Annotated in this window: 19 protein-coding genes and 1 pseudogene; 5 read left to right on the top strand and 15 right to left on the bottom strand. The window is 74.2% G+C overall.

Annotated elements, in window-relative coordinates; translation table 11 throughout:
- Nucleotides 1-8 precede the first annotated feature (8 nt).
- Nucleotides 9-1,445, top strand: coding sequence for a serine hydrolase domain-containing protein (locus AY578_RS02235; RefSeq protein ID WP_136237243.1), 1,437 nt, complete (start codon nucleotides 9-11; stop codon nucleotides 1,443-1,445).
- On the opposite strand, the gene AY578_RS02230 is transcribed toward AY578_RS02235, so the two are convergent.
- The 7 genes from AY578_RS02230 to AY578_RS02200 all read right to left on the bottom strand — a co-directional run bounded on the left by AY578_RS02230 (nucleotide 1,446) and on the right by AY578_RS02200 (nucleotide 9,873).
- The gene (locus AY578_RS02230; RefSeq protein WP_258901887.1) at nucleotides 1,446-3,038 is read right to left on the bottom strand and encodes a serine/threonine-protein kinase; all 1,593 of its coding nucleotides are present in this window, start codon (nucleotides 3,036-3,038) and stop codon (nucleotides 1,446-1,448) included.
- Between the two features lie 118 nt (nucleotides 3,039-3,156).
- Nucleotides 3,157-4,116, bottom strand: coding sequence for a threonine/serine dehydratase family protein (locus AY578_RS02225; protein ID WP_137208535.1), 960 nt, complete (start codon nucleotides 4,114-4,116; stop codon nucleotides 3,157-3,159).
- Between the two features lie 81 nt (nucleotides 4,117-4,197).
- Nucleotides 4,198-4,875, bottom strand: a complete 678-nt coding sequence (locus tag AY578_RS02220) for an AIM24 family protein (protein WP_019526766.1) — start codon at nucleotides 4,873-4,875, stop codon at nucleotides 4,198-4,200.
- A gap of 38 nt (nucleotides 4,876-4,913) precedes the next feature.
- A complete protein-coding gene (locus tag AY578_RS02215) occupies nucleotides 4,914-6,293 on the bottom strand; it encodes a CAP domain-containing protein (protein ID WP_136237240.1) in 1,380 nt (459 codons plus the stop codon).
- 96 nt (nucleotides 6,294-6,389) lie between these two features.
- Entirely contained in the window at nucleotides 6,390-6,743 is a 354-nt protein-coding gene (locus tag AY578_RS02210) for a UBP-type zinc finger domain-containing protein (RefSeq protein WP_019526764.1), read from the bottom strand.
- The gene (locus AY578_RS02205) at nucleotides 6,740-8,185 is read right to left on the bottom strand and encodes an ATP-binding protein (protein ID WP_199781954.1); all 1,446 of its coding nucleotides are present in this window, start codon (nucleotides 8,183-8,185) and stop codon (nucleotides 6,740-6,742) included. The genes AY578_RS02210 and AY578_RS02205 overlap by 4 nt, the downstream gene beginning before the upstream one ends.
- An 11-nt stretch (nucleotides 8,186-8,196) precedes the next feature.
- Nucleotides 8,197-9,873 carry an NAD(P)/FAD-dependent oxidoreductase gene (locus AY578_RS02200; protein WP_136237239.1) on the bottom strand — a complete coding sequence of 559 codons (1,677 nt, stop codon included), beginning with the start codon at nucleotides 9,871-9,873 and terminating at the stop codon, nucleotides 8,197-8,199.
- A 234-nt stretch (nucleotides 9,874-10,107) separates the two neighbouring features.
- On the opposite strand from AY578_RS02200, the gene AY578_RS02195 reads away from it, so the two are divergent.
- On the top strand, nucleotides 10,108-10,980 hold the full coding sequence (locus AY578_RS02195; RefSeq protein ID WP_136237238.1) for a universal stress protein: 873 nt from the start codon (nucleotides 10,108-10,110) through the stop codon (nucleotides 10,978-10,980).
- Nucleotides 10,981-10,996: 16 nt separating this feature from the next.
- On the opposite strand, the gene AY578_RS02190 is transcribed toward AY578_RS02195, so the two are convergent.
- The 4 genes from AY578_RS02190 to AY578_RS02175 all read right to left on the bottom strand — a co-directional run bounded on the left by AY578_RS02190 (nucleotide 10,997) and on the right by AY578_RS02175 (nucleotide 15,041).
- Nucleotides 10,997-12,229, bottom strand: a complete 1,233-nt coding sequence (locus tag AY578_RS02190; RefSeq protein WP_019526760.1) for a DUF4032 domain-containing protein — start codon at nucleotides 12,227-12,229, stop codon at nucleotides 10,997-10,999.
- Nucleotides 12,230-12,293: 64 nt separating this feature from the next.
- The gene (locus AY578_RS02185; RefSeq protein WP_136237237.1) at nucleotides 12,294-13,049 is read right to left on the bottom strand and encodes an MBL fold metallo-hydrolase; all 756 of its coding nucleotides are present in this window, start codon (nucleotides 13,047-13,049) and stop codon (nucleotides 12,294-12,296) included.
- 53 nt (nucleotides 13,050-13,102) lie between these two features.
- Nucleotides 13,103-14,320, bottom strand: a complete 1,218-nt coding sequence (locus AY578_RS02180; RefSeq protein WP_136237236.1) for an acyltransferase family protein — start codon at nucleotides 14,318-14,320, stop codon at nucleotides 13,103-13,105.
- A gap of 82 nt (nucleotides 14,321-14,402) precedes the next feature.
- Nucleotides 14,403-15,041 (bottom strand): alpha-ketoglutarate-dependent dioxygenase AlkB, encoded by a 639-nt coding sequence (locus AY578_RS02175; RefSeq protein ID WP_019526757.1) that lies wholly within the window; start codon nucleotides 15,039-15,041, stop codon nucleotides 14,403-14,405.
- A gap of 139 nt (nucleotides 15,042-15,180) precedes the next feature.
- Between AY578_RS02175 and AY578_RS02170 the strand changes: the two genes are divergently transcribed.
- Nucleotides 15,181-15,786: a TetR/AcrR family transcriptional regulator gene (locus AY578_RS02170; protein ID WP_136237235.1), complete on the top strand. Its 606-nt coding sequence runs from the start codon at nucleotides 15,181-15,183 to the stop codon at nucleotides 15,784-15,786.
- A gap of 46 nt (nucleotides 15,787-15,832) precedes the next feature.
- Nucleotides 15,833-17,506: an FAD-binding dehydrogenase gene (locus AY578_RS02165; protein WP_019526755.1), complete on the top strand. Its 1,674-nt coding sequence runs from the start codon at nucleotides 15,833-15,835 to the stop codon at nucleotides 17,504-17,506.
- Nucleotides 17,507-17,516: 10 nt separating this feature from the next.
- Here AY578_RS02165 and AY578_RS02160 read toward each other — a convergent pair whose 3' ends face one another.
- The 3 genes and pseudogenes from AY578_RS02160 to AY578_RS02150 form a co-directional block, all read right to left on the bottom strand.
- The gene (locus AY578_RS02160; protein WP_019526754.1) at nucleotides 17,517-17,867 is read right to left on the bottom strand and encodes a DUF488 domain-containing protein; all 351 of its coding nucleotides are present in this window, start codon (nucleotides 17,865-17,867) and stop codon (nucleotides 17,517-17,519) included.
- Nucleotides 17,868-18,035: 168 nt separating this feature from the next.
- Nucleotides 18,036-18,292: pseudogene (locus AY578_RS02155) on the bottom strand (WhiB family transcriptional regulator).
- A gap of 107 nt (nucleotides 18,293-18,399) precedes the next feature.
- Nucleotides 18,400-19,620: a saccharopine dehydrogenase family protein gene (locus tag AY578_RS02150; protein ID WP_136237234.1), complete on the bottom strand. Its 1,221-nt coding sequence runs from the start codon at nucleotides 19,618-19,620 to the stop codon at nucleotides 18,400-18,402.
- A 147-nt stretch (nucleotides 19,621-19,767) separates the two neighbouring features.
- Between AY578_RS02150 and AY578_RS02145 the strand changes: the two genes are divergently transcribed.
- The gene (locus AY578_RS02145) at nucleotides 19,768-20,505 is read left to right on the top strand and encodes a TetR/AcrR family transcriptional regulator (RefSeq protein ID WP_028960278.1); all 738 of its coding nucleotides are present in this window, start codon (nucleotides 19,768-19,770) and stop codon (nucleotides 20,503-20,505) included.
- Here AY578_RS02145 and AY578_RS02140 read toward each other — a convergent pair.
- The gene (locus AY578_RS02140; protein WP_136237233.1) at nucleotides 20,471-21,367 is read right to left on the bottom strand and encodes a LysR family transcriptional regulator ArgP; all 897 of its coding nucleotides are present in this window, start codon (nucleotides 21,365-21,367) and stop codon (nucleotides 20,471-20,473) included. The genes AY578_RS02145 and AY578_RS02140 overlap by 35 nt on opposite strands.
- Nucleotides 21,368-21,381: the final 14 nt, after the last annotated feature.

Raw genomic sequence — 21,381 nt, 5'->3', positions numbered from 1 at the left:
ATGCCCCCATGACCCAGCGAGCCCTTCCGACCGCAGCCCCCGCGACCCAGGGCGTCGACGCGTCCGGCGTCCACGCCTTCCTCGACGCGATCGAGGCCGATCCGGACATCGAACCGCACGGACTGACGATCGTGCGCCACGGCACGGTCGTGGCCTCCGGCTCGTGGGCGCCGTACACCGCCGGACGCCCCCATCTGCTGTACTCGCTCAGCAAGAGCTTCGCCTCGACCGCCGCCGGGCTCGCCGAGGCGGAAGGGCTGATCGACTTCGACGCCACCGTGCTGTCGTACTTCCCGGAGTTCGACGCGGACATCACCGACCCGCGCAGCCGGGCGATGCTGGTGCGCCACGTGGCGTCCATGGCCAGCGGGCACGACCACGAGACCGTCGACGAGGCGTTCGGCGCCGACCCGGCCGAACCGGTGCGCGGCTTCCTGCTCCAGCCGCCGCAGCGTGATCCGGGCACCCTGTTCACCTACAACCAGCCCTGCACGTACACCCTCGCCGCGATCGTGCAGCGGGTCACCGGGCAGACCCTCACGGAGTATCTGCGGCCGCGGCTGTTCGACCCGCTGGGCATCGGCGAGACCCTGTGGTCCCGCGACCGCGCCGGACGCGAGATCGGCTTCGCCGGACTGCACACCACCCTCGACGCGATAGCGAAGTTCGGCCTGCTGTATCTGAACGACGGTGTCTGGCAGGGCGAGCGGCTGCTGCCGGAGGGCTGGGTCGAACGCGCCACCCGCGCCCACATCGAGACCGCCGGGGCCATGGGCCGCGACGACCGCTCCGACTGGGACCAGGGCTACGGCTACCAGTTCTGGCGGAGTCGGCACGGCTTCCGCGGCGACGGCGCCTACGGACAGTTCTGCCTGGTGCTGCCCGAGCACGACGCCGTGATCGCCGCGACGTCCGCCACCGTGGAGATGCAGCGCTACCTCGAACTGGTCTGGCAGCACCTGCTCCCCGCCTTCAAAGACGCCCCGCTGACCGGACGCGACGCCGAGGACGCGGCCCTGCGCGAGCGCCTGGAGCGCCTCGCCCTGCCGGCCACGGACGGCGCCCCCGCGCCGGCGTCCGGCGACTGGGCCGGGGCGACCTTCACCCCGGAGGGCGGGCTCTGCGCCGAACAGCCGAAGCTCAGCGCCGCCGAGCTCACCGCGGACGACGACGGCGGCTGGACGCTGACCCTCGACGAGGGCGGCCACCGGCTGGCGGCCCGCTGGACCGGCACGGACTGGACCGTCACCGAGGGCGCGGTCCCGGTCGCGGTCACCGGCGGCTGGGACGGCCCCGACACGCTCACCGTCGACATCGCCGTCCTGGAGACCCCGCACCGCCTGCGCGTCACCTGCTCCCTCACCGACCGCGTCTTCCGCGCCCACTGGCTCACCACACCGCTGATCCCCTGGCCGCTGCGCGCGCTGCGGGCCCCACGCGGCTAGCTAGCTCGCTGAACCGGGCCGGAAGGTCCGCAGCACGGTGCGCAGGGCCTCCTGGCTGTCGGCGCTCGCCCAGTCGGCGGCCGGGGTGGTCCAGCGCAGGGAGAAGCCCCTGCCGTCGCCCAGCAGGAAGCCCCGGCCGAAGGTGCGCACCCGGGCGCCGCCGTCCGTGGTGATCCACTCCATGTCGGCGGCCTCGCGGCCCTGATACGTCGTGGCCTCGATGGCGCCGATCCGCCGATAGGCGTCGGCGCGGGCGAGGCCAGGCTCCACCGTGTCCTGCCACACGGCGACCGGGTCGGAGCCCACGCGCTCGCTGTAGGTGACTGCCAGGGTGCGCGGGTCGTCGTCCGCGCCGAACGTGACCCGGTACGACAGCTCCGTCGCCCGGGAGGTGCGCTGCCGCTCCCAGCCCTCGGGCAGCGCGACGGAGAACCCCTCCGGCGCGCGGTAGGTGCGGAAGCCCGCGGGGAGGGCCCCCGGGCCCGACGGGGACGGCGAGGCGGACCCGGACGGGGAGGGCGACGGGGGAGACGAGGGTGCCTTCGACGACGGCGGGACGCGTGGGGCGGTGTCCGCCGCCCCGGTCCCGCCGGCCGACGCGGACGCCGACGCCGGGGAGCCGCCGCCTGCCCGGTCGTCGCCGCCGGGCAGCCCCGTCGCCGCCGTGACCACGGCCGCCGTCACCGTGAGCACCGCGAGGGGCGTGCCGACGAGCACGCTCGTCCGCTTCCACCCCCGCCCGGCCGGCGCGTACGCCTCCCCCGGCTCAAGACCCGCGCCGGGGGCCTCGCTCAGCACCCGGGTGAGCACCTCCCGCACGACCTGGCGACCCGGGCGCTCCCGGGGTTCCTTGCGCAGCAGCCCCGTGACGAGCTGGGTGAGCGGCCCGCAGCGCAGCGGCGGGCGCAGCGGCAGCCGCTCCACCCCGCGCAGGGTGGCCGCGACCCTGCCCCGGTCCCGGAACGGCGGGCGTCCCTCCAGCATCGTGTAGAGGATCGCCCCCAGCGCCCACAGGTCGGCGGCGGGGCCGACCCGCTCGTTCCGCGCCTGCTCCGGCGCCGCGTACGACGGCGCGGTGAGCCGGGGCGCCGACGTCGTGCCGGCCACACCGTAGCCGCTGACGATCACCGGGCCGGTCTCGCGCAGATGGAGCTGGCCGGGGCTGAGCTCGCCGTGGGTGACGGCCTCCGCGTGCGCCGCGTCCAGCACGTCGAGCAGGTCCAGGGCGACGCGCGCCGCCCGCGCGGGCGCGAACGTGCCCCGCTGGAGCAGGACCTCGTCCAGCGGGGTGCCGTCGATCCAGGCCGTGACCGTCCACAGGCAGCCCCCCTCGCCGACCGCGTCGACGACGTCCGCGATCCGGTCCGGGCAGAGCCGGGCCACGTTCCCGGTGGCCCGCACGATCCGCGACGGGGCGCGGCGGACGTCCTCCGCGGCGTCCGCCGGCAGCTCGATGCGGGTGGCCAGACACGGCCGCCCCGTCCGCAGGTCGTCGGCGTACCAGCTGACCCGGTTGGTCTCGCGGTGCGTGATCTCGACCAGCCGGTAGCGGCCGGCGACCGGCCGGTCGGTGGAGGCGTGCGCCCAGCCCATTGGTGATCCCTCGTCCGGTGATCCCTCGTCGAACCGCTGACTTCCGTCTCCTCTGGTACGGAGGAGAGGGGCCGGTGCGTTCAACGCCGGGCGTAACACCCTTCACACGGCGTGGGGTTCAGCGCAGGGAGAAGTGGTCCGTCCACGCCATCATGTCGGTGGTGGTGGCGTTCCCGCCGCACACCACCAGCCCCAGACGGGCGTCGTCGCCGACCCGCTCCAGCACCCGGCGGGCGGCAGGGAGCAGACAGCCCGCGGCCGGCTCCGCCCACACCTTCGCGTGGTCGGCGAGATCCAGCGACCCCTGCACCGCCTCCCGGTCCGGCACCACCAGCACCTCCGTGACCAGCTCGGCGACATGGTCGTACGTCAGCTGGGACACGGCGGGCGCGCTGAGCGTGGAGACGATCGAGGAGAGCGCGACCGGGACGGGGCCGCCCGCCTTCAGCGCCTCGGACATGGCCTGCGCCCCCTCGGTCTCCACGCCCCACACCCGCACCCCGGGCCGCCGGGCGCGCAGCGCCGCCGCGATCCCGGCGATCAGGCCCCCGCCGCCGATGCTCACCAGCACGTCGGTCAGCTCACCGGCGTCCTCGGCGAACTCCAGACCCACGGTGCCCTGACCGGCGATCACCACCGGGTCGTCGAAGGGATGCACCAGGGTCAGGCCTTCCTCGCGCAGCTCGGCGGTGAGGGCGAACGCCCCGGCCATGTCGTCCGTGACCCGCACCGTCGCGCCCGACGCCTGCGCGATCTCCACGGCCCGCACGGGCGCCGAACGCGGCATCACCACGGTCGCCTTCACATCCAGCGCGGCGGCCGTCACCGCCAGCGCGATGCCGTGGTTGCCGCCGCTCACCGCGACCACCCCGGCGGCCCGCTCCGCCTCGCTCAGCGCCAGCAGCTTCGCCGCCGCGCCGCGCACCTTGAACGACCCGGTGTGCTGCAGCAGCTCCAGCTTGGCCGTCACCGGCACCCCGAGCAGTGCCGAAAGGCCAGGGCTCGGCACGGTGGGGGTGCGCACCACGTGCCCGGCGATCCGCTCGGCGGCGGTCTCGATGTCGGCGATCTCGATCACGGCTGTCACCTTTCCGGCGCGGGGGGCGTGATCCGCGCCGTGCCCCAGCCTCACCCGGCGGGCGGCCGGGGTCAACGAGGTTCAGCGCTGCTGCGCCTTGTGCGGCGGCGCCTCGCTGGGCCGCACCACGACGTGCCCCTGCCCCTGGAGCACCAGTTGCACGGCCTCGCCGGAGCCGCCGCGCAGCATCGAGCCCAGCGACTGCGAGCGGTGCAGCGACGTGGACAGCCCCGCCGTCCAGCCGACGACCGCGTCCGTGTCCACGTACACCGGGCTCTCCGGCGTCACCGGGATCACCAGCGGGCTGCCCTCGCATACCAGGCCCAGCTTGCCGTGCCCGGTGAACACGCTGTTGAACAGGCCGCCGCCGGTGATGCCGGCGCCCTTCACGGTGGAGATGCGGTAGGACAGCGTGGCGTCGAAGCACAGCACGTTGCGGCCGTTGACGGTGAACTCGTCGCCGGGGCCGATCTCGACGACGAAGCAGTTCTGCGCCTCCAGCGCGAACCAGGCCTCGCCCTGCCCGCGCACGGCCATCAGCGGCAGTCCCTCGCCGGTCACCGCGCGCTTGAGCATCCCGCCCACGCCCTGGCCCTTGCGCTCGAACCGGAGATCGCCGCGGTAGGCGACCATCGCGCCCTGGCGGGCGAGCATCTCGCCGTCGACGGTGTAGCGCAGGCACTTGGCGTTCTCCACCGTCATGCCCGGGGCCGTGGCCGGCCGCACCATGTGCTCACTGGAAAACAGGTCACCCGTCATGAGGGCCATCCTCGCCCGCGCGGCAGCCGCGGCGCGGGTCAACCGCCGAACAACTGCGTCCAGTACGTGCCCGCCCGGCCGCCGCCCGCGAAGCCGACGCCGATGTGCGTGAACTCCGGCTTCAGGATGTTCGCCCGGTGGCCCGGGCTGTTCATCCAGCCGCGCACCACCTCGGCGGCCGACCGCTGCCCGCACGCGATGTTCTCGCCGACCGCGCGGCACCGGGAGCCCGCGGCGGCGGCCCGGTCCCAGGGCTTGCCGCCGTCCGGCGCGGTGTGCGCGTAGAAGTCCCGCGCCACCATGTCGGCGCTGTGCGCCTGCGCGGCCGTCGTCAGCAGCGGGTCGCGGGACAGCGGCGGGAGGCCGGCCCGCGCGCGTTCCCGGTTGGTCAGCTCCACGACCTCCGCCTCCGTGCGGTCCAGGCCCTCCGGGGTGAGCGGACGCGCCCACAGCGCCGTCCAGTACGTGTCCCCGGCGCCCTCGCAGGAGGCCACGGCGGCGTGGGCGAACGCCGGGTCGCACACCGTGCGCCGGGCCGCCTCGTGCCGCAGGCAGTGGCCCACGAACCGGTCCACGGACAGCGGCCCGGACACCAGGTGCTCGCCGACGGTGAGATACGGATATCCAGCGGAGATCACGCGCTGGTGCACGGAGACGCCGTCCGGGCCCTCGACGCCGAGACGCCCGCCGTGCGCCATCGCCCGGGCGTGCTGCCGGGCCGCCTCGGCCAGCCGCCCGTCGTGCGACACCGGCGGCGAACCGGACGCCCGGCGCGCGGAGTTGACCAGCGCCAGGAAGTCGTCCCCGGCGGACGGCGGGGCCGCCGGACGCGGCGGAACCAACGGATGGGCGCGCGGGGCGGGCCGGACCACCGCGGCGGGGCTCACCGGCGCCCTGCCGGTGACGACCGGGGCCGTACGGGTGGACACCGCGCCCTCGTCGTCCTCCACGTCGACGCCGAAGTCCCGGGCGAGACCGGCCAGTCCGTCCGCGTACCCCTGCCCGAGGGCGCGCAGCTTCCAGCCGCCGCCGCGCCGGTAGATCTCCGCGAGCAGCAGCACCGTCTCCCGGTCGGGGCGCGGCGGGCGGAAGCGGGCCAGGGCACGCCCTCCGGGGCCGGTGACCTCCAGGACGGGCGCGGGCAGGGCGCTGAGCGGGGTGCCGGGCTCTTCGGGGCTGACGGCGACCGTGACCCGGGTGGCGCCCGCGCGCAGCGCCGCCGGGTCGACGACGAGCGTGTCGCCGCCGAGCCGCGCGCCGGGCGCCGAGGGCTGGTTGTAGAAGACGAAGTCGGCGTCCCCCGAGACCTTCCGGCCGTCGTCCGTGATCAGTGCGGACACGTCGAACGGCCCCGGCACCCGGACCGTCACCGCGCCGCCCGGGAGCGGGATGTTGCCGCCGGGGACCAACTCGCTCATGGCACCGCCCTGTTCGCCGTCGTCCGACATGTGTGGGGGTGTCCGGACAACGACGGGCGGTGCCCCCGGGTTCCCGGGCCGGCGGGGCGCCGCGGCTCAGCGGTGCAGGGCGCGCGCCCAGTCGGCGGGGACCCGGCCCGCGGGGCCGGGGGCGGGCTGGTCAACCGGATGGCTGACCGGCGGCGCGAGGGGCGGACCCGACTCGTACAGCTCGTTCGTGGCGTAGTTCCAGAACCAGTTCTCGCCCGGTTCGTAACTGCGCACCACCGGGTGTCCGGTGGCCCGGAAGTGGGCGGTGGCGTGCTGGCCCGGCGAGCTGTCGCAGCAGCCGACGTGGCCGCACTGCGCGCACCGCCGCAGATGGAACCACCAGCCGCCCACGGCGTCGCAGTCGGCGCAGCCCGCGCCCGAGGGGGGCACGCTGGGGTCGATGGCGTGTTCGGTGGTCATACGGGCTCCTCCTGTGGATGGTCGGAGGCGGGAGCGGTGAGCGGCAGGAGCACCTGGAAGCGGGTGTCGCCCGGCTCGGAGTCGAACCGGAGGCTGCCGTGGTGCTTGTTGACCACGATCCGCCAGGAGATGTCCAGGCCCAGCCCGGTGCCCTCGCCCACGGGCTTGGTGGTGAAGAACGGGTCGAACACCCGGTCGCGGATCTCCGCCGGGATGCCGGGCCCGGTGTCGCCGAACTCCACCAGCAGCGCGTCGTTCTCCCGCGCCGTGCGCACGGTCAGCGTGCCCTCCCCGTCCGCCTCGCGCATCGCCGCGACCGCGTTGTCCACGAGGTTGGTCCACACCTGGTTCAGCTCCGCCGGGTACGCCGGGACGCGGGGCAGGGTGCGGTCGTACTCCTTGACCACCCGGATGCCCTGGCCCAGCTTCCCGGACAGCATCAGCAGGGTGGAGTCGAGGAGTTCGTGCACGTCCGCGACCTGGAAGGGGGCGCGGTCGAGCTGCGAGTACTGCTTGGCGGCGTCGACCAGATGGGAGATGCGGGCCGCGCTGTCCTGGATCTCGTCCATGAGCAGCTCGGTCTCCACGGTGTAGTTGAGCCAGCCGACCGCGCTCGGCAGCGTCTCCTCGTCCACGGCCGCGGCCACCTGCTCCAGCCAGTCCGTGTCCAGCCCGGCCTGCACGAACGTGGGGGCGATCCGCCAGCCCTCCTCCACGCCGTGGTCGTCCAGCCAGTCGGCCAGGAGGTCCTCCCGGTCGGACGCCTCCAGCGGGCTGAGCACCGGGGCCTTCGCGACCCGCTCGGCCGTGCGCTCCTGGATCTCGATCAGCCCCGCCAGCGTCTCCCGGTCGTAGGCGCCCTCGGAGATGATCCGCAGCTTGCGGCGCATCTTCCCCACCCGCTCGCGCAGCGTCGCCGTCGCCCGCACGGCCGCCGCGGCCGGGTTGTTCAGCTCGTGGGTGAGCCCCGCGGACAGCGAGCCCAGGGCGAGGAGCCGCTCCCGCTGACCTACCGCCTGCTGGGTGCTCTTCACCCCGAAGAACAGCCCCTCCAGCAGATGCACCGCCATCGGGAACCAGTCCCGCATGATGTCCGCGAACGTGTCCGCGGGCAGCACGAAGAACCGCGTCGGCTCCGTCACCCGCAGCGAGTTGTTGTAGACCTGCGGCACCCGGTCGCCGAGGTACGCCTGCATCGCCCCCGCGTACACCCCGCGCTGCGAGGTGCGGGTGACCTCCACGTCGTCCCCGCCGACCCGCCGGGACAGCACGACCGTGCCCTCCACCATCACGTAGAAGCAGGTGGCCGGGTCGCCCTCGGCGTACACGGTGCCGGGCTCGTACCGCTCCACCCGGCCGGCCTCGCACAGCCGCCCGAGCTGCTCGGGGGTGAGCTTCTCGAACAGGAACAGGGAGCCGATCTCGTCCGGCAGGCACTCCATCGGCTGCGCGCTCACGACTGCTCCAGGTAACGGTGGACGAGCATCACGGCCATGGCTCCCTCTCCGACGGCGGAGGCGACCCGCTTGGCGGACTCCGCGCGCGCGTCGCCCGCGACGAACACACCGGGCACGTTGGTCTCCAGGTGGTACGGCGGCCGGTCCAGCTCCCAGCCGTCCGGCGGGCGCCCGTCGGCGGTCAGGTCGGGCCCGGCCAGGATGAAGCCGCGCCCGTCGCGCAGCACGGTGCCGTCCAGCCAGTCGGTCAGCGGGGCGGCCCCGATGAACACGAACAGCCACTGCGCGTCCACCACGTCGGTCCGACCGCTGTCCGTCTCGCGCAGCGTCAGCCGCTCCAGATGGCCGTCGCCGTGCGCCTCCTCGACGACCGTGCCGCACCGCACCGCGATGTTCGCCACCCGCCCGATCTGCTCGATCAGGTAGTACGACATCGACGCGGACAGGTCCGGGCCGCGCACCAGCAGCGTCACCTGCTTGGCGAACCGGGACAGGTACATCGCCGCCTGCCCGGCCGAGTTGGCGCCGCCCACGATGTACACGTCCTGGCCCTGGCAGGCCGGCGCCTCGGTCAGCGAGGAGCCGTAGTAGACGCCGCAGCCGCCCAGTTCGTCGCAGCCCGGCGCCGTCAGCCGCCGGTAGGACACCCCGGTCGCCAGGATCACGCTGTGCGCGGCGACCTGCGACCCGTCGGAGAACCGCACCACCCGGGCCGCGCCGCCCACGTCCAGGCCTGTCACCTCCCGCGCGGTGAGGATCTCCGCGCCGAACCGCGTGGCCTGCCGCCGGGCCCGCTCGGTGAGCTGCGCCCCCGACACCCCGTCGGGGAAGCCCAGGTAGTTCTCGATCCGCGAGCTCTGCCCCGCCTGACCGCCGGTCGCCGACCGCTCCACCAGCACCGTGCGCAGCCCCTCCGACGCTCCGTACACGGCCGCGCCGAGCCCCGCCGGGCCGCCGCCGATCACCACCAGGTCGTAGAAGTCGGACGCCGGGGTGGTGGCGAGACCCACGTGCGCGGCCAGGTCGGCGGGCTCCGGCTGGACCAGCGGCGTCCCGTCCGGGGTGACCACCAGCGGCAGCCGCATCCCGTCCTCGCCGGCCGCCTCCAGCAGTCGCCGTCCCTCGGGCTCGTCGCAGGAGTACCAGCGGTAGGGCACCTGGTTGCGGGCGAGGAACTCCCGTACGTCGGAGGAGCGCGCCGACCAGCGGTGCCCGACCACCTTGGTGCTGGGCACCGGCCGGTGGTCGCTGCGTTTCCACGCCTCCAGCAGGTCGTCCACCACCGGGTACAGCTTCTCCTCGGGCGGGTCCCACGGCTTGAGGAGGTAGTGGTCGAGGTCGACGACGTTGATCGCGTCGATGGCGGCGCCGGTGTCCGCGTACGCGGTGAGCAGCACCCGGCGGGCCCCCGGATGCACGTCCATGGCGCGCTCCAGGAACTCGATGCCGTTCATGTTCGGCATCCGGTAGTCGGCGAGGATCGCCGCCACCAGGTCGCCGCGCAGCTTCAGCTCGCGCAGCGCCTCCAGCGCGGACTCGCCGGACTCGGCGCGCACGATCCGGTACGACGCCCCGTAGCGCCGCCTGAGGTCCCGGGCCACGGCGCGGGAGACACCCGGGTCGTCGTCCACGGTCATGATGACGGTCCGGGCGGCGTCGGCGGGCTGTGCCATGCGTCCCCCACAGCGTGGTCGGATCCCCGGCGCGGCGGGCCGAGATCCCGTCACGGCCTCCGCACCGGCCCGCTGCCCATCGTAGGTGCGGTCGCCGCCGGGCGCGCGGGCGTGCGGGAGATCCCCGCGGGCAGGAGGGCACGGGGGCGTCGTGCCCGGTGACCGTGTGCCGGGGCGGCGAGGCCCGTAGGGAAGACTGGACGCGCAGGAAACACGACTCCGGGAGGAAACGGCATGACGCGGCCGATCACGGCAGGGATCGACGGCAGCGAGGAGAGCCTCGCCGCGCTGGCCTGGGCGGCCCGGGAGGCGGTCCGCCGGGACCTGCCGCTCCGGGTGGTGCACGCCTGGCGGTTCCAGGCGCACGACGCGCTGGACACCGGGGACAGGGCCGCCCAGGCGCAGTGGGCGCGGGAGGCCGCCGAGGAGGCGGTCCGCGCCGTCCGGGAGCGCCACGGCGGCCTGGACGTCACCACGGACGTGCTGGAGGGCGACGCCGTGGAGACCCTGACCGCCGCCGCGGCCGACGCCGGGATGCTGGTGCTCGGCTCGCGCGGGCACGGGCGGCTCATGGGCTTCCTGGTGGGCTCGGTCGGCCAGCAGGTGATCGTGGACGCCGAGCGCCCCGTGGTGTTCGTCCGGGCCGGCGACAAGGCCTCCGACGAGGTGGCCGGGCACGAGATCGTCGTCGGTCAGGAGGGCGACCCGGAGGACAGCGCCGCCGCGCTCGGCTTCGCCTTCGAGACCGCCGCGCGGCGCGGCGCCACGGTACGGGCCGTGCGCGCCTGGACCCTGCCGCCGGTGTTCGCCTACAGCCCTTCCTCCCTCCAGCTCCTCGACGAGGCCGGCGGGCTTGAGCCGTTCGAGCGGAAGAGCCTGGCGGCCGCGCTCGCGCCGTGGCGGGAGCGCTACCCGGACGTGCACGTCGTGGAGCACGTGGAGATGGGCAGCGCGGGGCAGGTGCTGCTGTCGGTGTCGGGCACGGCCCAGCTGATGGTCGTCGGCCGCCGCGCCCGCCGCTCCGCCGTGGGCGCCCGCATCGGCTCGGTGGCGGGCGGCGTGCTGCACCACGCGGAGTGCCCGGTGGCGGTCGTCCCGCCCGCCTGACCCGGGGCGGGCCCGGCTACTCCTCCGTGGGCCGCAGCGGTTCCCGCCGCTTCGGCAGCACCCGCTGGATGTAGTCCTCGACGGCGGTCTCCAGACCGATGTCGTGCTGGGCCCGCTCTGACAGGTACCAGCGGTGCTCCAGCAGCTCGTGGTAGATCTGCGCGGGGTCCATCTGCCCGCGCAGCTCCGGCGGCACGGACCGCACGGTGGGCCGGAACACCTCGCGCACCCAGCGGTGGGCGAGCACCTCGGGACGGGCACCGAGGGGGTCGCCCGGGGCGTAGTCGTCCTGGGTGGCCATCCAGCTCTCCAGGTCGTTCAGCAGCCGCCTGGCCTGGTTCTCCTCGGTGTCCAGACCGGTCAGCCGCAGCAGCTGGCGCTGGTGGTGCCCGGCGTCCACGACCTTCGGCACGAAGGTCACCGTGTCGCCGTTGGAGGCGTGCTCGATCTGCATCTCGGCCACGTCGAAGCCGAGTTCGTTCAGGCGGCGGATACGGCGCTCGATGTGGTGGTGCTTGCCCGCCGGGTACACCGAGGTGCGGGTCAGCTCCTTCCACAGCTCCTCGTAGCGGGCGCAGATCTCCGTGCCGAAGTCGATCGGGTCGACGGAGGGGTGCAGCGCGCCGGACGCCTCCAGGTCGAGCAGCTCGCCGCTGATGTTGACCCGCGCCAGGTCCAGGTCGTACTCCCGCTGCCCGCGCGTGAGTTCGGGGTGCAGCTCGCCGGTCTCGGCGTCCACGAGGTAGGCGGCGAAGGCGCCCGCGTCGCGCCGGAACAGCGTGTTGGACAGCGAGCAGTCGCCCCACGCGAAGCCCGCCAGGTGCAGCCGCACCAGCAGCACGGCGAGCGCGTCCATCAGCCGGTGCATGGTGGCCGGCCGCATCGTCGTCTCGAACATCGACCGGTACGGCATGCTCCCGCGGAGGTGCCGGGTGATCAGCACGCTCTCCAGCGGCTCCCCCTCCGGGTCGGTGCGGCCGGTCACCACGGCGAGCGGGTCCACCGCGGGGATGCCGAGCCGGTCCAGGTCGCGCAGCAGCTCGTACTCGCGCAGCGCGGGACGCTGGGCCAGCTCCTTCACCGCGACCACCTCGTCGCCGGCGCGGGCGTAGCGCACGACGTGCCGGGAGATGCCGCGCGGCAGCGGCACCAGGTACTCGTCGGGCCACTCCTCCAGCGGGAGGTGCCACGGCAGTTCCAACAGGAGCGCGGGGTGCTCCGGGTTGGTGGCGTTGATCTGCAGTGCCATGGCGGCGGTGTCCTCGTCTCGAGTGTGATCGTCCCGAAGGCTCGAAGGTGATCGTCACCTCAGCCTATTGCGCGCGCTCCCGGGCGAGCAGGGCGGCGTCCCGCACGGAACCCCGGTGGACCGGGCCGTGCCCGGGCAGCAGCAGGTCGCCGTCCAGCTCCGCCAGCACCTCCAGCGAACGTACGGCGCGGGCGCGCTCACGGTGGAACATGTCGGTCAGCATCTGCGGGCCCTGGACGCGGGAGACGGGGTGCCCGCTGACCAGGGCGTCCCCGGACACCACCGCCCCGACCTGCGGCAGGTGGAAGGCGCAGTGCCCGGCGGTGTGGCCGGGCGTGTGCACGGGCACGGGCCGGCCGGGCAGGTCGAGCGGCTCGCCGTCGCCGGACACCGGGAACGGCTGGGGCGAGGTGACCGCCACGTTCGCGGTCCCGCCGGCGCGCAGGGCGTGCGCCGCCCACGGCAGCACACCGGGACGCCAGCCGTTGCGCAGCACCCGGCCCACGGTCACCTGGTGCAGGAAGTCCCGCCGGGCGTGCGGCACTTCCTCCTTGTGCGTGTGGACCGGAGTGCCGTAGGCGGCACTGAGGAACTCCGCGGAGCCCAGGTGGTCGTTGTGCGCGTGCGTGATCAGGACGGCCGCCACCGCCTCCGGCGCGGCGCCCACCTCGGCGAGCGAGCCGAGCAGTCCCTCGCGGTCGCCGGGGTAGCCGGTGTCGATCACGGTGACGCCGTCCCCCTCGGTCAGGATCACCCAGTTGGTGCTCGTGCCGTGCACCACGTAGGTGCCGTCCGCCACCTGCCGCAGCGTTGCCTTCATGGTCGCCTCGTGTGTCGTGTCCCGTCCCGGTCGAACGAGCACAGGAAAGCAGATCAGGCGGCGGGTGGGGACGGTGGTCCGTCCTTCGGGCGCGCCGCCGCGCGGGGCGCGGGGCGCATCCCGAACAGCCACCGCGTCACCGCCCACCGCCGCACCCCGAGTTCGTACAGCAGCACCACCGTCACCAGCGACGCCGCCACGATCACCGCGTACTTCACCCCCGCGGGCCCGGACCGGCCGACGGTCCCGTACGCGCAGGCGACCACCACCGGCTGGTGCAGGACGTACAGGGGGAGAGCGGCCACGGCCAGGTACGCCAGGAACGGCGGCATCCGCCGTCGGAAGCGGGGGCGACGGTCCAGCAGGCCGAGGATCGCCAGCACCCAGCACCACCCCGCCGCCCCGAACAGCGCCCGGGTGGCCAGCGCGGCCGGGGTCCACGCGGTGAACGGGTCGTCGCCCGCGACGAACCCGGGCGCGGTCCCGGCGAACAGCGCCACCCCGAGCACGCCCACCCGCACGGCCGCGCGCCGCGTCGGCACGCGCACCTGCTCGTCGTCGGCGAGGAGGAAGCCGTACGCGAAGAACAGCAGATAGGCCCAGCGGTTCCAGCCTGCGTAGTCCTCCTCCATGCCGAGCAGCGCGTTCACGGCGGCGAGCGGGAGCGCGGGCAGGAGGAGCAACGCGGGCCGGCGCCCCACGGACACGGCCGCGCGGTCCGCCCACCCCGTCAGGGCCGTGGCGAACGGCGCGAGCAGCAGGCAGAAGGCGAGCAGCAGCACGACGAACCACAGGTGCCCGGTCTCGAAGTGCTCGCCCTCCAGGACGAACGGGAAGTCCGCCGGGTCCGGCCGCACGCTCAGGAACCGCCCCCAGAAGGTCAGGTACGGCTCGTCGTACGCGGGGCCGGCGGCGCGCAGCCGCAGCCACTGGGGGAGCGGGCACAGCACGACCGTGCCGAACACCAGCGGGACGCCCAGGCGCAGCAGCCGCTCCCGGGCGAACCGGGCGGGTCCCCGGCGGCGGACCGAGTGCCGGGCGCCGAGCCCGGCGACGAGGAACAGCATGGGCATCGCCCACACCACCCCGAACCCGGCGAGCACGGTGACGGCGTCCGTCGTCGTCGCGTCCTTCACATAGAAGTCGTCGTCGGGCGAGAACACCAGGGCGCTGTGGAAGAAGACCAGGCCGACCACGACGAGGGCGCGCAGCACGTCCAGTTCGCCGCGCCGGCCGGACCCCGCGTCCGGCGGTCCCGTGTCCGCGCCCATCGCTCCTCCCCGCCCGGGTGCACCCAGTGTGGGGGAGGCCCGGCGGGGGACGACAGGCTTCCGCCGCGGTTGCCGGAGGCGGTCAGTTCACCCCGCGCGGGCGGAACTGGATGCTGATGCGCGGCCCGGCGGCCTTGGCGCTCTTCGGTACGCAGTGCTCCCAGGTGCGCTGGCAGGAGCCGCCCATCACGACCAGGTCGCCGTGGCCCAGCGGCCGGCGCACGGTCTCGCCGCCGCCCATGGGCCGCAGCAGCAGGTCACGGGGCGATCCCACCGACAGGATGGCGACCATGGTGTCCTCGCGGGCGCCCCGGCCGATGCGGTCGCCGTGCCAGGCGACGCTGTCCCGGCCGTCGCGGTAGTAGCACAGCCCGGCCGTGGCGAACGGCTCGCCCAGCTCCTCCGCGTAGTGGGCGCTCAGCGCGTCGCGGGCCTCGGTGAGGACGGGGTGGGGGAGCGGGGCGCGGGCGCCGTAGTACGCGAGCAGCCGGGGCACGGAGACGACCTGGTCGTACATCTGGCGCCGCTCGGCCCGCCAGGGCACTTCGGAGGCCAGATGGTCGAAGAGCGCGTCGGAGCCGTGCAGCCAGCCGGGGAGCAGGTCGATCCAGGCGCCGCGGCCGAGTTCGGTGCGGCGCACGCCGTCGAGCGGGCCGAGCCGCAGCTCGTCGTCCTGGTCGAAGAGCGAGCCCTGGAGCGCCGGGAGGTGGTGCGTGCTCATGGGGACCAGCGTACCCCTTAATCGAAAATACGTTCTATAACGATCTCCCGGCGGCCGATCGCCCTGCTCCGGGGGCTGTTCGATACATCGGTGTATCGGATACGTTCCCGTATCGAACGTGGGGCGGAGGGCGGAAGGCATGGCGGACACCGGGAGCGGGCGCGTCACCGCGCGCCGGCTGCGCACCCGCGCCCACCTCCTCGACGCCGCCTTCGCCGTCTTCGCCGCCAAGGGCTTCGGACACGTCTCCATCGAGGAGATCTGCGAGTCCGCCGGCTACACGCGCGGCGCCTTCTACTCCAACTTCGCCGGCCTGGACGAACTGTTCTTCGCGCTCTACGCCCAGCGCGCGGACCTCATCGCCGAGCAGGTGGCCGGCGCCCTCGCCTCCGACGGGCCCGACCTCGACGTCGCCGCCGCCGTCGACCGGGTCTCCGAGGCGCTGCTGCTGGACCGCGACTGGCTGCTGGTGAAGACCGACTTCCTGGTGCACGCCGCCCGCGACCCGCGCGTGGCGCACACGCTCCTCGGCCACCGGGCCCGGCTGCGGCGGGCCGTCGCCGGCCGGCTGGAGCGGGCCCGTGGCCACACCGCGCTGCCCGCCGTGCTCGGCGACGCCGAGGGCGCCGCGCACGCCGTGGTCGCCGCCTACGACGGCGTCACGGCCCAACTGCTGCTGGACCGGGACACCGAACGCGCCCGGGCCTGGCTGAAACAGCTGCTCACCGCGCTGCTCACCGGCTGAAGACCCCGGACGAAGCCTCCGGACGGACAAGGAAGGGACGGTCGCCATGGATGCCGACGTCATCGTCGTCGGAGCGGGCCTCGCGGGCCTCGTCGCGGCCCATGAACTGACCAGCAGGGGCCGCAGGGTCGCCCTCGTCGACCAGGAGAACGCCGCCAACCTCGGCGGCCAGGCCTACTGGTCGTTCGGCGGGCTGTTCCTGGTGGGGTCGCCCGAGCAGCGCCGCCTTGGCATCAAGGACTCCTTCGAACTGGCCTGGAACGACTGGCAGGGCAGTGCCGCCTTCGACCGCACCGACGACGAGGACTCCTGGGCGCGGCGCTGGGCGCGCGCCTACGTCGAGTGGGCGGCGGGGGAGAAGCGGTCCTGGCTGGACGGCCACGGCATCACCTTCCTGCCCACCGTAGGGTGGGCCGAGCGCGGCGATCTGCGCGCCGGCGGCCACGGCAACTCCGTGCCCCGCTTCCACATCGCCTGGGGCACCGGCACCGGCGTCGTCGCCCCCTTCACCCGCTACGCCCGCCAGGCCGCGCGCGACGGACTCCTCACCTTCTACCACCGCCACCGCGTCGACGAGCTGGTCCTGGAGGACGGCGCTGCACGCGGGGTGCGCGGCACCGTGCTCGCCGAGGACGACGCGCCCCGCGGCGTCGCCTCCAGCCGTGAGGTGATCGGCGAGTTCGAGCTGACCGCGCAGGCCGTGATCGTCACCAGCGGCGGCATCGGCGCCGACCACGACATCGTCCGGAAGTACTGGCCGGAGCGGCTCGGCACCCCGCCGCGCGAGATGGTCACCGGCGTCCCCGCCTACGTCGACGGGCGGATGCTCGACATCAGCGCCCGCGCGGGCGTGCGGCTGGTCAACCGCGACCGCATGTGGCACTACACCGAGGGCATCCGGAACTGGGACCCGGTCTGGCCCGGCCACGGCATCCGCATCCTGCCCGGCCCGTCCTCCATGTGGTTCGACGCCCTCGGCCGCCGGCTGCCCGAGCCCTGCCTGCCCGGCTACGACACCCTCGGCACGCTCAAGCACCTGCGCACCACCGAGGACATCGCCCCGTACGACCACTCCTGGTTCATCCTCACCCAGAAGATCATCGAGAAGGAGTTCGCGCTCTCCGGCTCCGAGCAGAACCCGGACATCACCGCCAAGGACCGCGCCGGGTTCCTGCGTGAACGCGTCCTCGGCAAGGGCGCGCCCGGCCCCGTGGACGCCTTCCTGCGCAACGGCGCGGACTTCGTCACCGCCGGCACGGTCGAGGAACTCGTCGAGAAGATGAACGCCCTCACCGACGAGCCGCTGCTCGACGCGGCCCTCCTCCGGCGCCAGATCGAGGCGCGCGACCTTCAGCTCGCCAACGGCTACAGCAAGGACGCCCAGGTGCAGGGCATCCGCAACGCCCGCCGCTACATCGGCGACCGCCTCGGCCGGGTCGCCGCACCGCACCGCATCCTCGACCCGGCCGCGGGCCCGCTGATCGGCGTCAAGCTGCACATCCTCACCCGCAAGACGCTCGGCGGCATCCAGACCGACCTGGACTCCCGCGCGCTGGGCGCCGACGGCAGCCCGGTGGAGGGGCTGTACGCGGCCGGCGAGGTCGCGGGCTTCGGGGGCGGGGGCGTCCACGGCTACAACGCGCTCGAGGGCACCTTCCTCGGCGGCTGCCTCTTCTCGGGCCGCGCGGCGGGCAGGGCGGCGGCCGCGCAGACGGCGTGAGGGAGCCCGCTCACTCCTCGAGCAGCCGGGCCAGCACCTGCGCGTGACTGCGTTCCGGCTGCTTGGAGGCGGTCAGCAGGGTCACCGTGCCCTTCCCGGCCAGCTCCCTCACGTGCTCCAGCAGCTCCGCCGCCTCGGGGGCGGCCAGCTCGGACTCGTAGCGCTCGCGGAACTCGTCGAAGGTGCCCTCGTCGGCGTGGTACCAGCGCCGCAGCTCCGTGGACGGGGTCAGCCCCTTCGGCCACTCGTCGACCCGGGCCGCGTCCTTCGCCAGGCCGCGCGGCCACAGCCGGTCGACCAGCACCCGCACCCCGTCGTCGGGCTGGGGCGATTCGTACACACGCCGCACGCGCACGCTCATGGTGGGCCCTTCCGCCGGAATCGCTGCGAGCCTACTGCGACGCGCGGGACCGGGCACGGCGGGCGGGACGGCCCGCGTCGTCCCGGCGGGCGCACACGGAAGAGGCCCCCGGGGAGTCCCCGGGGGCCTGCTCGCGCCGTCACTCCCGCACACCGCCCGCCGCGTCCGTCAGGCCCTGCCCGACGAACGGCGGGCCGCGATGCGCCGCTTGAGCGCGCGGCGTTCCGTCTCGCTCGTGCCGCCCCACACACCGATGGACTGTCCGGTCTCCAGGGCCCACTCCAGGCACTGCTCCCGCACGGGGCAGCCATGGCAGACCGCCTTGGCCTGCTGGTCTGCAGCAGGGCCGGCCCGGAGGTGCCGATCGGGAAGAACAGCTCGGGGTCCTCGGTCCGGCAGGCCGCGCTGTGCCGCCAGTTGTCCATCGAAAGTCACCTGCGTCCGAAGTAGGCGCGCACCCTTCTGGATGCCTTGCTGCCTTTCGGGTGACCTGTCAAGTCACGCTGAAACAGCGCGATCCGCGTGGAAACGGTCACTGCTCACGCAGCCCCCACGGCGAGCCGTAGGCGGTGAGGAGGTCCAGGAACGGACCGGCGGGGAACGCCTCGGGGCCGAGCACGCCCGCCCCGGACCAGGCGCCGGTCGCCAGCAGTTCCAGCGCGACGACCGGGTTGACGGCGGTCTGCCACACCACCGCCTGGCAGCCGTACTCGCTCATCGACCACTGGTTGTCGACCACGTGGTACAGGTACACCTCGCGCGGCGCCCCGTCCTTGGTGCCGCGCACCCAGGTGCCCGCGCAGGTCTTGCCGTGCATGCGGTCGCCGAGGGTCGCCGGGTCGGGCAGGCACGCGGCGACGACGTCCCGCGGGGAGACCTTCACGGGCCCGTCGGGTCCCGGCACGGTCACCGGCTCGGTGCGGTCCAGCCCCAGCAGGTGCAGCGTGCGGAGCGTGTCGGTGAACTCGCGGCCCAGGCCGTACTTGAAGGTGACCCGGCGGGCGTCCACCCAGCGGGGCACCAGCAGCACCTCCTCGTGCTCCACGTTCACGCACTCCACCGGGCCGATGCCCTCGGGGAAGTCGAACACCTCGGGCTCGCTGAAGGGTTCGGTGGTGTACCAGCCGCGGTCCTTCTCGTACACCACGGGCGGGTTGAGGCACTCCTCGATGGTGGTCCAGATGCTGAACGACGGCGCGAAGTCGTAGCCGTCCACCGTGAGGTTCGCGCCGTCGCGGACGCCGATCTCCTCGATCTCGTCGAAGAGTTCGTCGGCCGCGTACCGGGCGAACACGTCGGAAAGACCCGGCTCCACGCCCATGCCGACCAGCGCGAGCAGTCCGGCCTCCTCCCACTCGGCGCCCTGCGCGAACTGCTCGTCGCCCAGCTTCACCCCGCACTCCTCGTACGGCCGCTCGCCGTGCGGGCGGGACAGGGACATCGCCATGTCGAGATACGTGGCGCCGCCCGCCCGCGCCGCGCGGAACAGCGGCATCACAAAACGCGGGTCGGTGGCGTTCAGCAGCACGTCGCAGCCGTGCCGCTCCAGCAGCGCCGTCACCTGCGCCTCGTCGCCGGCGTCGACCCGCTCGGCACGGAACCGGTCGCCGTCCGCGCCGAGCGTCGCCACCGCCGCCTCGGCCCGGGCCGGGTCGTAGTCGGCCACCACCATCAGCTCGAAGAACGGCCGCCGGGCCGCGATCCGGGTGACGGCGGTCCCGACACCACCCGCTCCCACCAGCAGTACGCGCATGACGGAGCACTCCCTTTCGTCCTCATGGATCCGCGTGGATCCGGAATGTTCTGCGGGGCCCCTGGGCGTGATGAAACGCCGGGCCGGGACGTAAGGTCAATGGCGTTGGCATAAGGACTGGACAGGTCCGGGAGCGAAGGAGGGGCGATGGCCAAACGTGTGGTGTCCGAGGAGCGGCGCAGGCGCCGCAGGCCGACCCGGAGCGGGGTCGTGCTGTCGGAGCGGCTGATCGTGGAGACCGCGCTGCGGATGCTCCGGGAGCACGGCAGCGCGGGCCTGACCGCCCGCCGCCTCGGACTCGCCCTCGACTGCGACCCGAGCACCCTCTACCGGTACTTCCGCGGCATGGACGATCTGACCCTCGCCATCGGCGACGCGCTGATCGGCCAGGCCCTGGACGGCTGGCACCGCACCGGGCGCTGGCGCCACGACCTGCGCGACCTGGGCCTGCGCATCCACGCCGCCTACGTCTCCCACCCGCAGGCGGCCGTCCTCACCGCGAGCCGGGTCTCCGGCCGGGCCAACGAACTCACCGCCGACGAGGCGGTGCTGGACGTGCTGCGCACCGCCGGTTTCCCGCCCGCCGGCACCGTCCGCGTCTACCAGGCGTTCATCGACACCACGCTGGCGTTCGCCGCCCTCGACGCCGCTTCCCTGGCGTTGCCGGACGCGGCGCGGCGGGCCGACGAGGACATGTGGCGCTCGACCTACGCCCGGCTGCCCGCCGCCACCCATCCGCGCATCGCCGAGACCGCCCCGCTGCTCGCCGCCCGGATGGTCGAGAGCGCCTATCCGACGGCGCTGGACATGCTGCTGTCGAGCGCGGAGCGGGAGCTGGCGGAACTCGGGGTCACGGGTGCAGAGCCCGCGCCGCCGTCCGGGTGACCGCGTCCGCGACCGCCGCGAGGGCGGGGGAGTCCAGCTTCCACTGCTGCCAGTACAGGGCCGCGTCGGCCTCCCGCCCCGGCGCGAACACCATGACCCGGCCCGCCTCCAGCAGCGGCACCGCCTGCGCCTGAGGCACCATGCCCCAGCCGAGCCCCGCCGCCACCGCCTCGGCGAACCCCTCCGACGTGGGCACGTAGTGGCGCAGCCTGCTCGCGCCCGTGCGGCCCCCGGTGAGCCGGCGCACGAACCCGTCCTGGAAGTCGTCCCGCCGGTCGAAGACCACCACCGGCGCCGCCGCCACCGACTCCTCCAGCGGTTCCGTCAGCAGCTCCGCCGCGAACTCCGGGTGCGCCACCGGCAGATAGCGCATCGTCCCGAGGCGCCGCACCGAGCAGCCCGGAACCGGGTCGGGGGAGGAGGTCACCGCGGCCATCACCGTCCCTGCGCGCAGCAGCGCCGCCGTGTGCGACTCGTCCTCCCGGCGCAGCTCGAAGCAGAGCCGGGACCGGGCGGGCAGCCGGACCAGGGCGTCCAGGAACCAGGTGGCGAGCGAGTCCGCGTTCACCGCGATCGACACCCGCGTCGGCTCCCCGGCGCCGCTGAGCCCCAGCTCGGCGTACGCGTCCCGCTCCAGCCGGGCCACCTGCCGGGCCAGCCGCACCAGCACCTCCCCGGACTCGGTGGGCCGCACCGGGCGGGTGCGCGACAGCAGCACCCTCCCGGTGCGCTGCTCCAGTGCCTTGACCCGCTGGCTCACCGCGGAGGGCGTCACGTGCAGCGCGGCGGCCGCGGCGTCGAACGTCCCCTCGTCCACCACCGCGAGCAGCGTCCGTACCTGGTCCAGCGGAAGGTCCTCCATCACGAGAGCTAAGG

The sequence above is a fragment of the Streptomyces thermocarboxydus genome (assembly GCF_024760485.1).
GTDB classification, from domain to species: domain Bacteria; phylum Actinomycetota; class Actinomycetes; order Streptomycetales; family Streptomycetaceae; genus Streptomyces; species Streptomyces cellulosae.
Note: the sequence above shows the minus strand (reverse complement) of the source record. Positions and strands in the feature narration are given on the sequence as shown.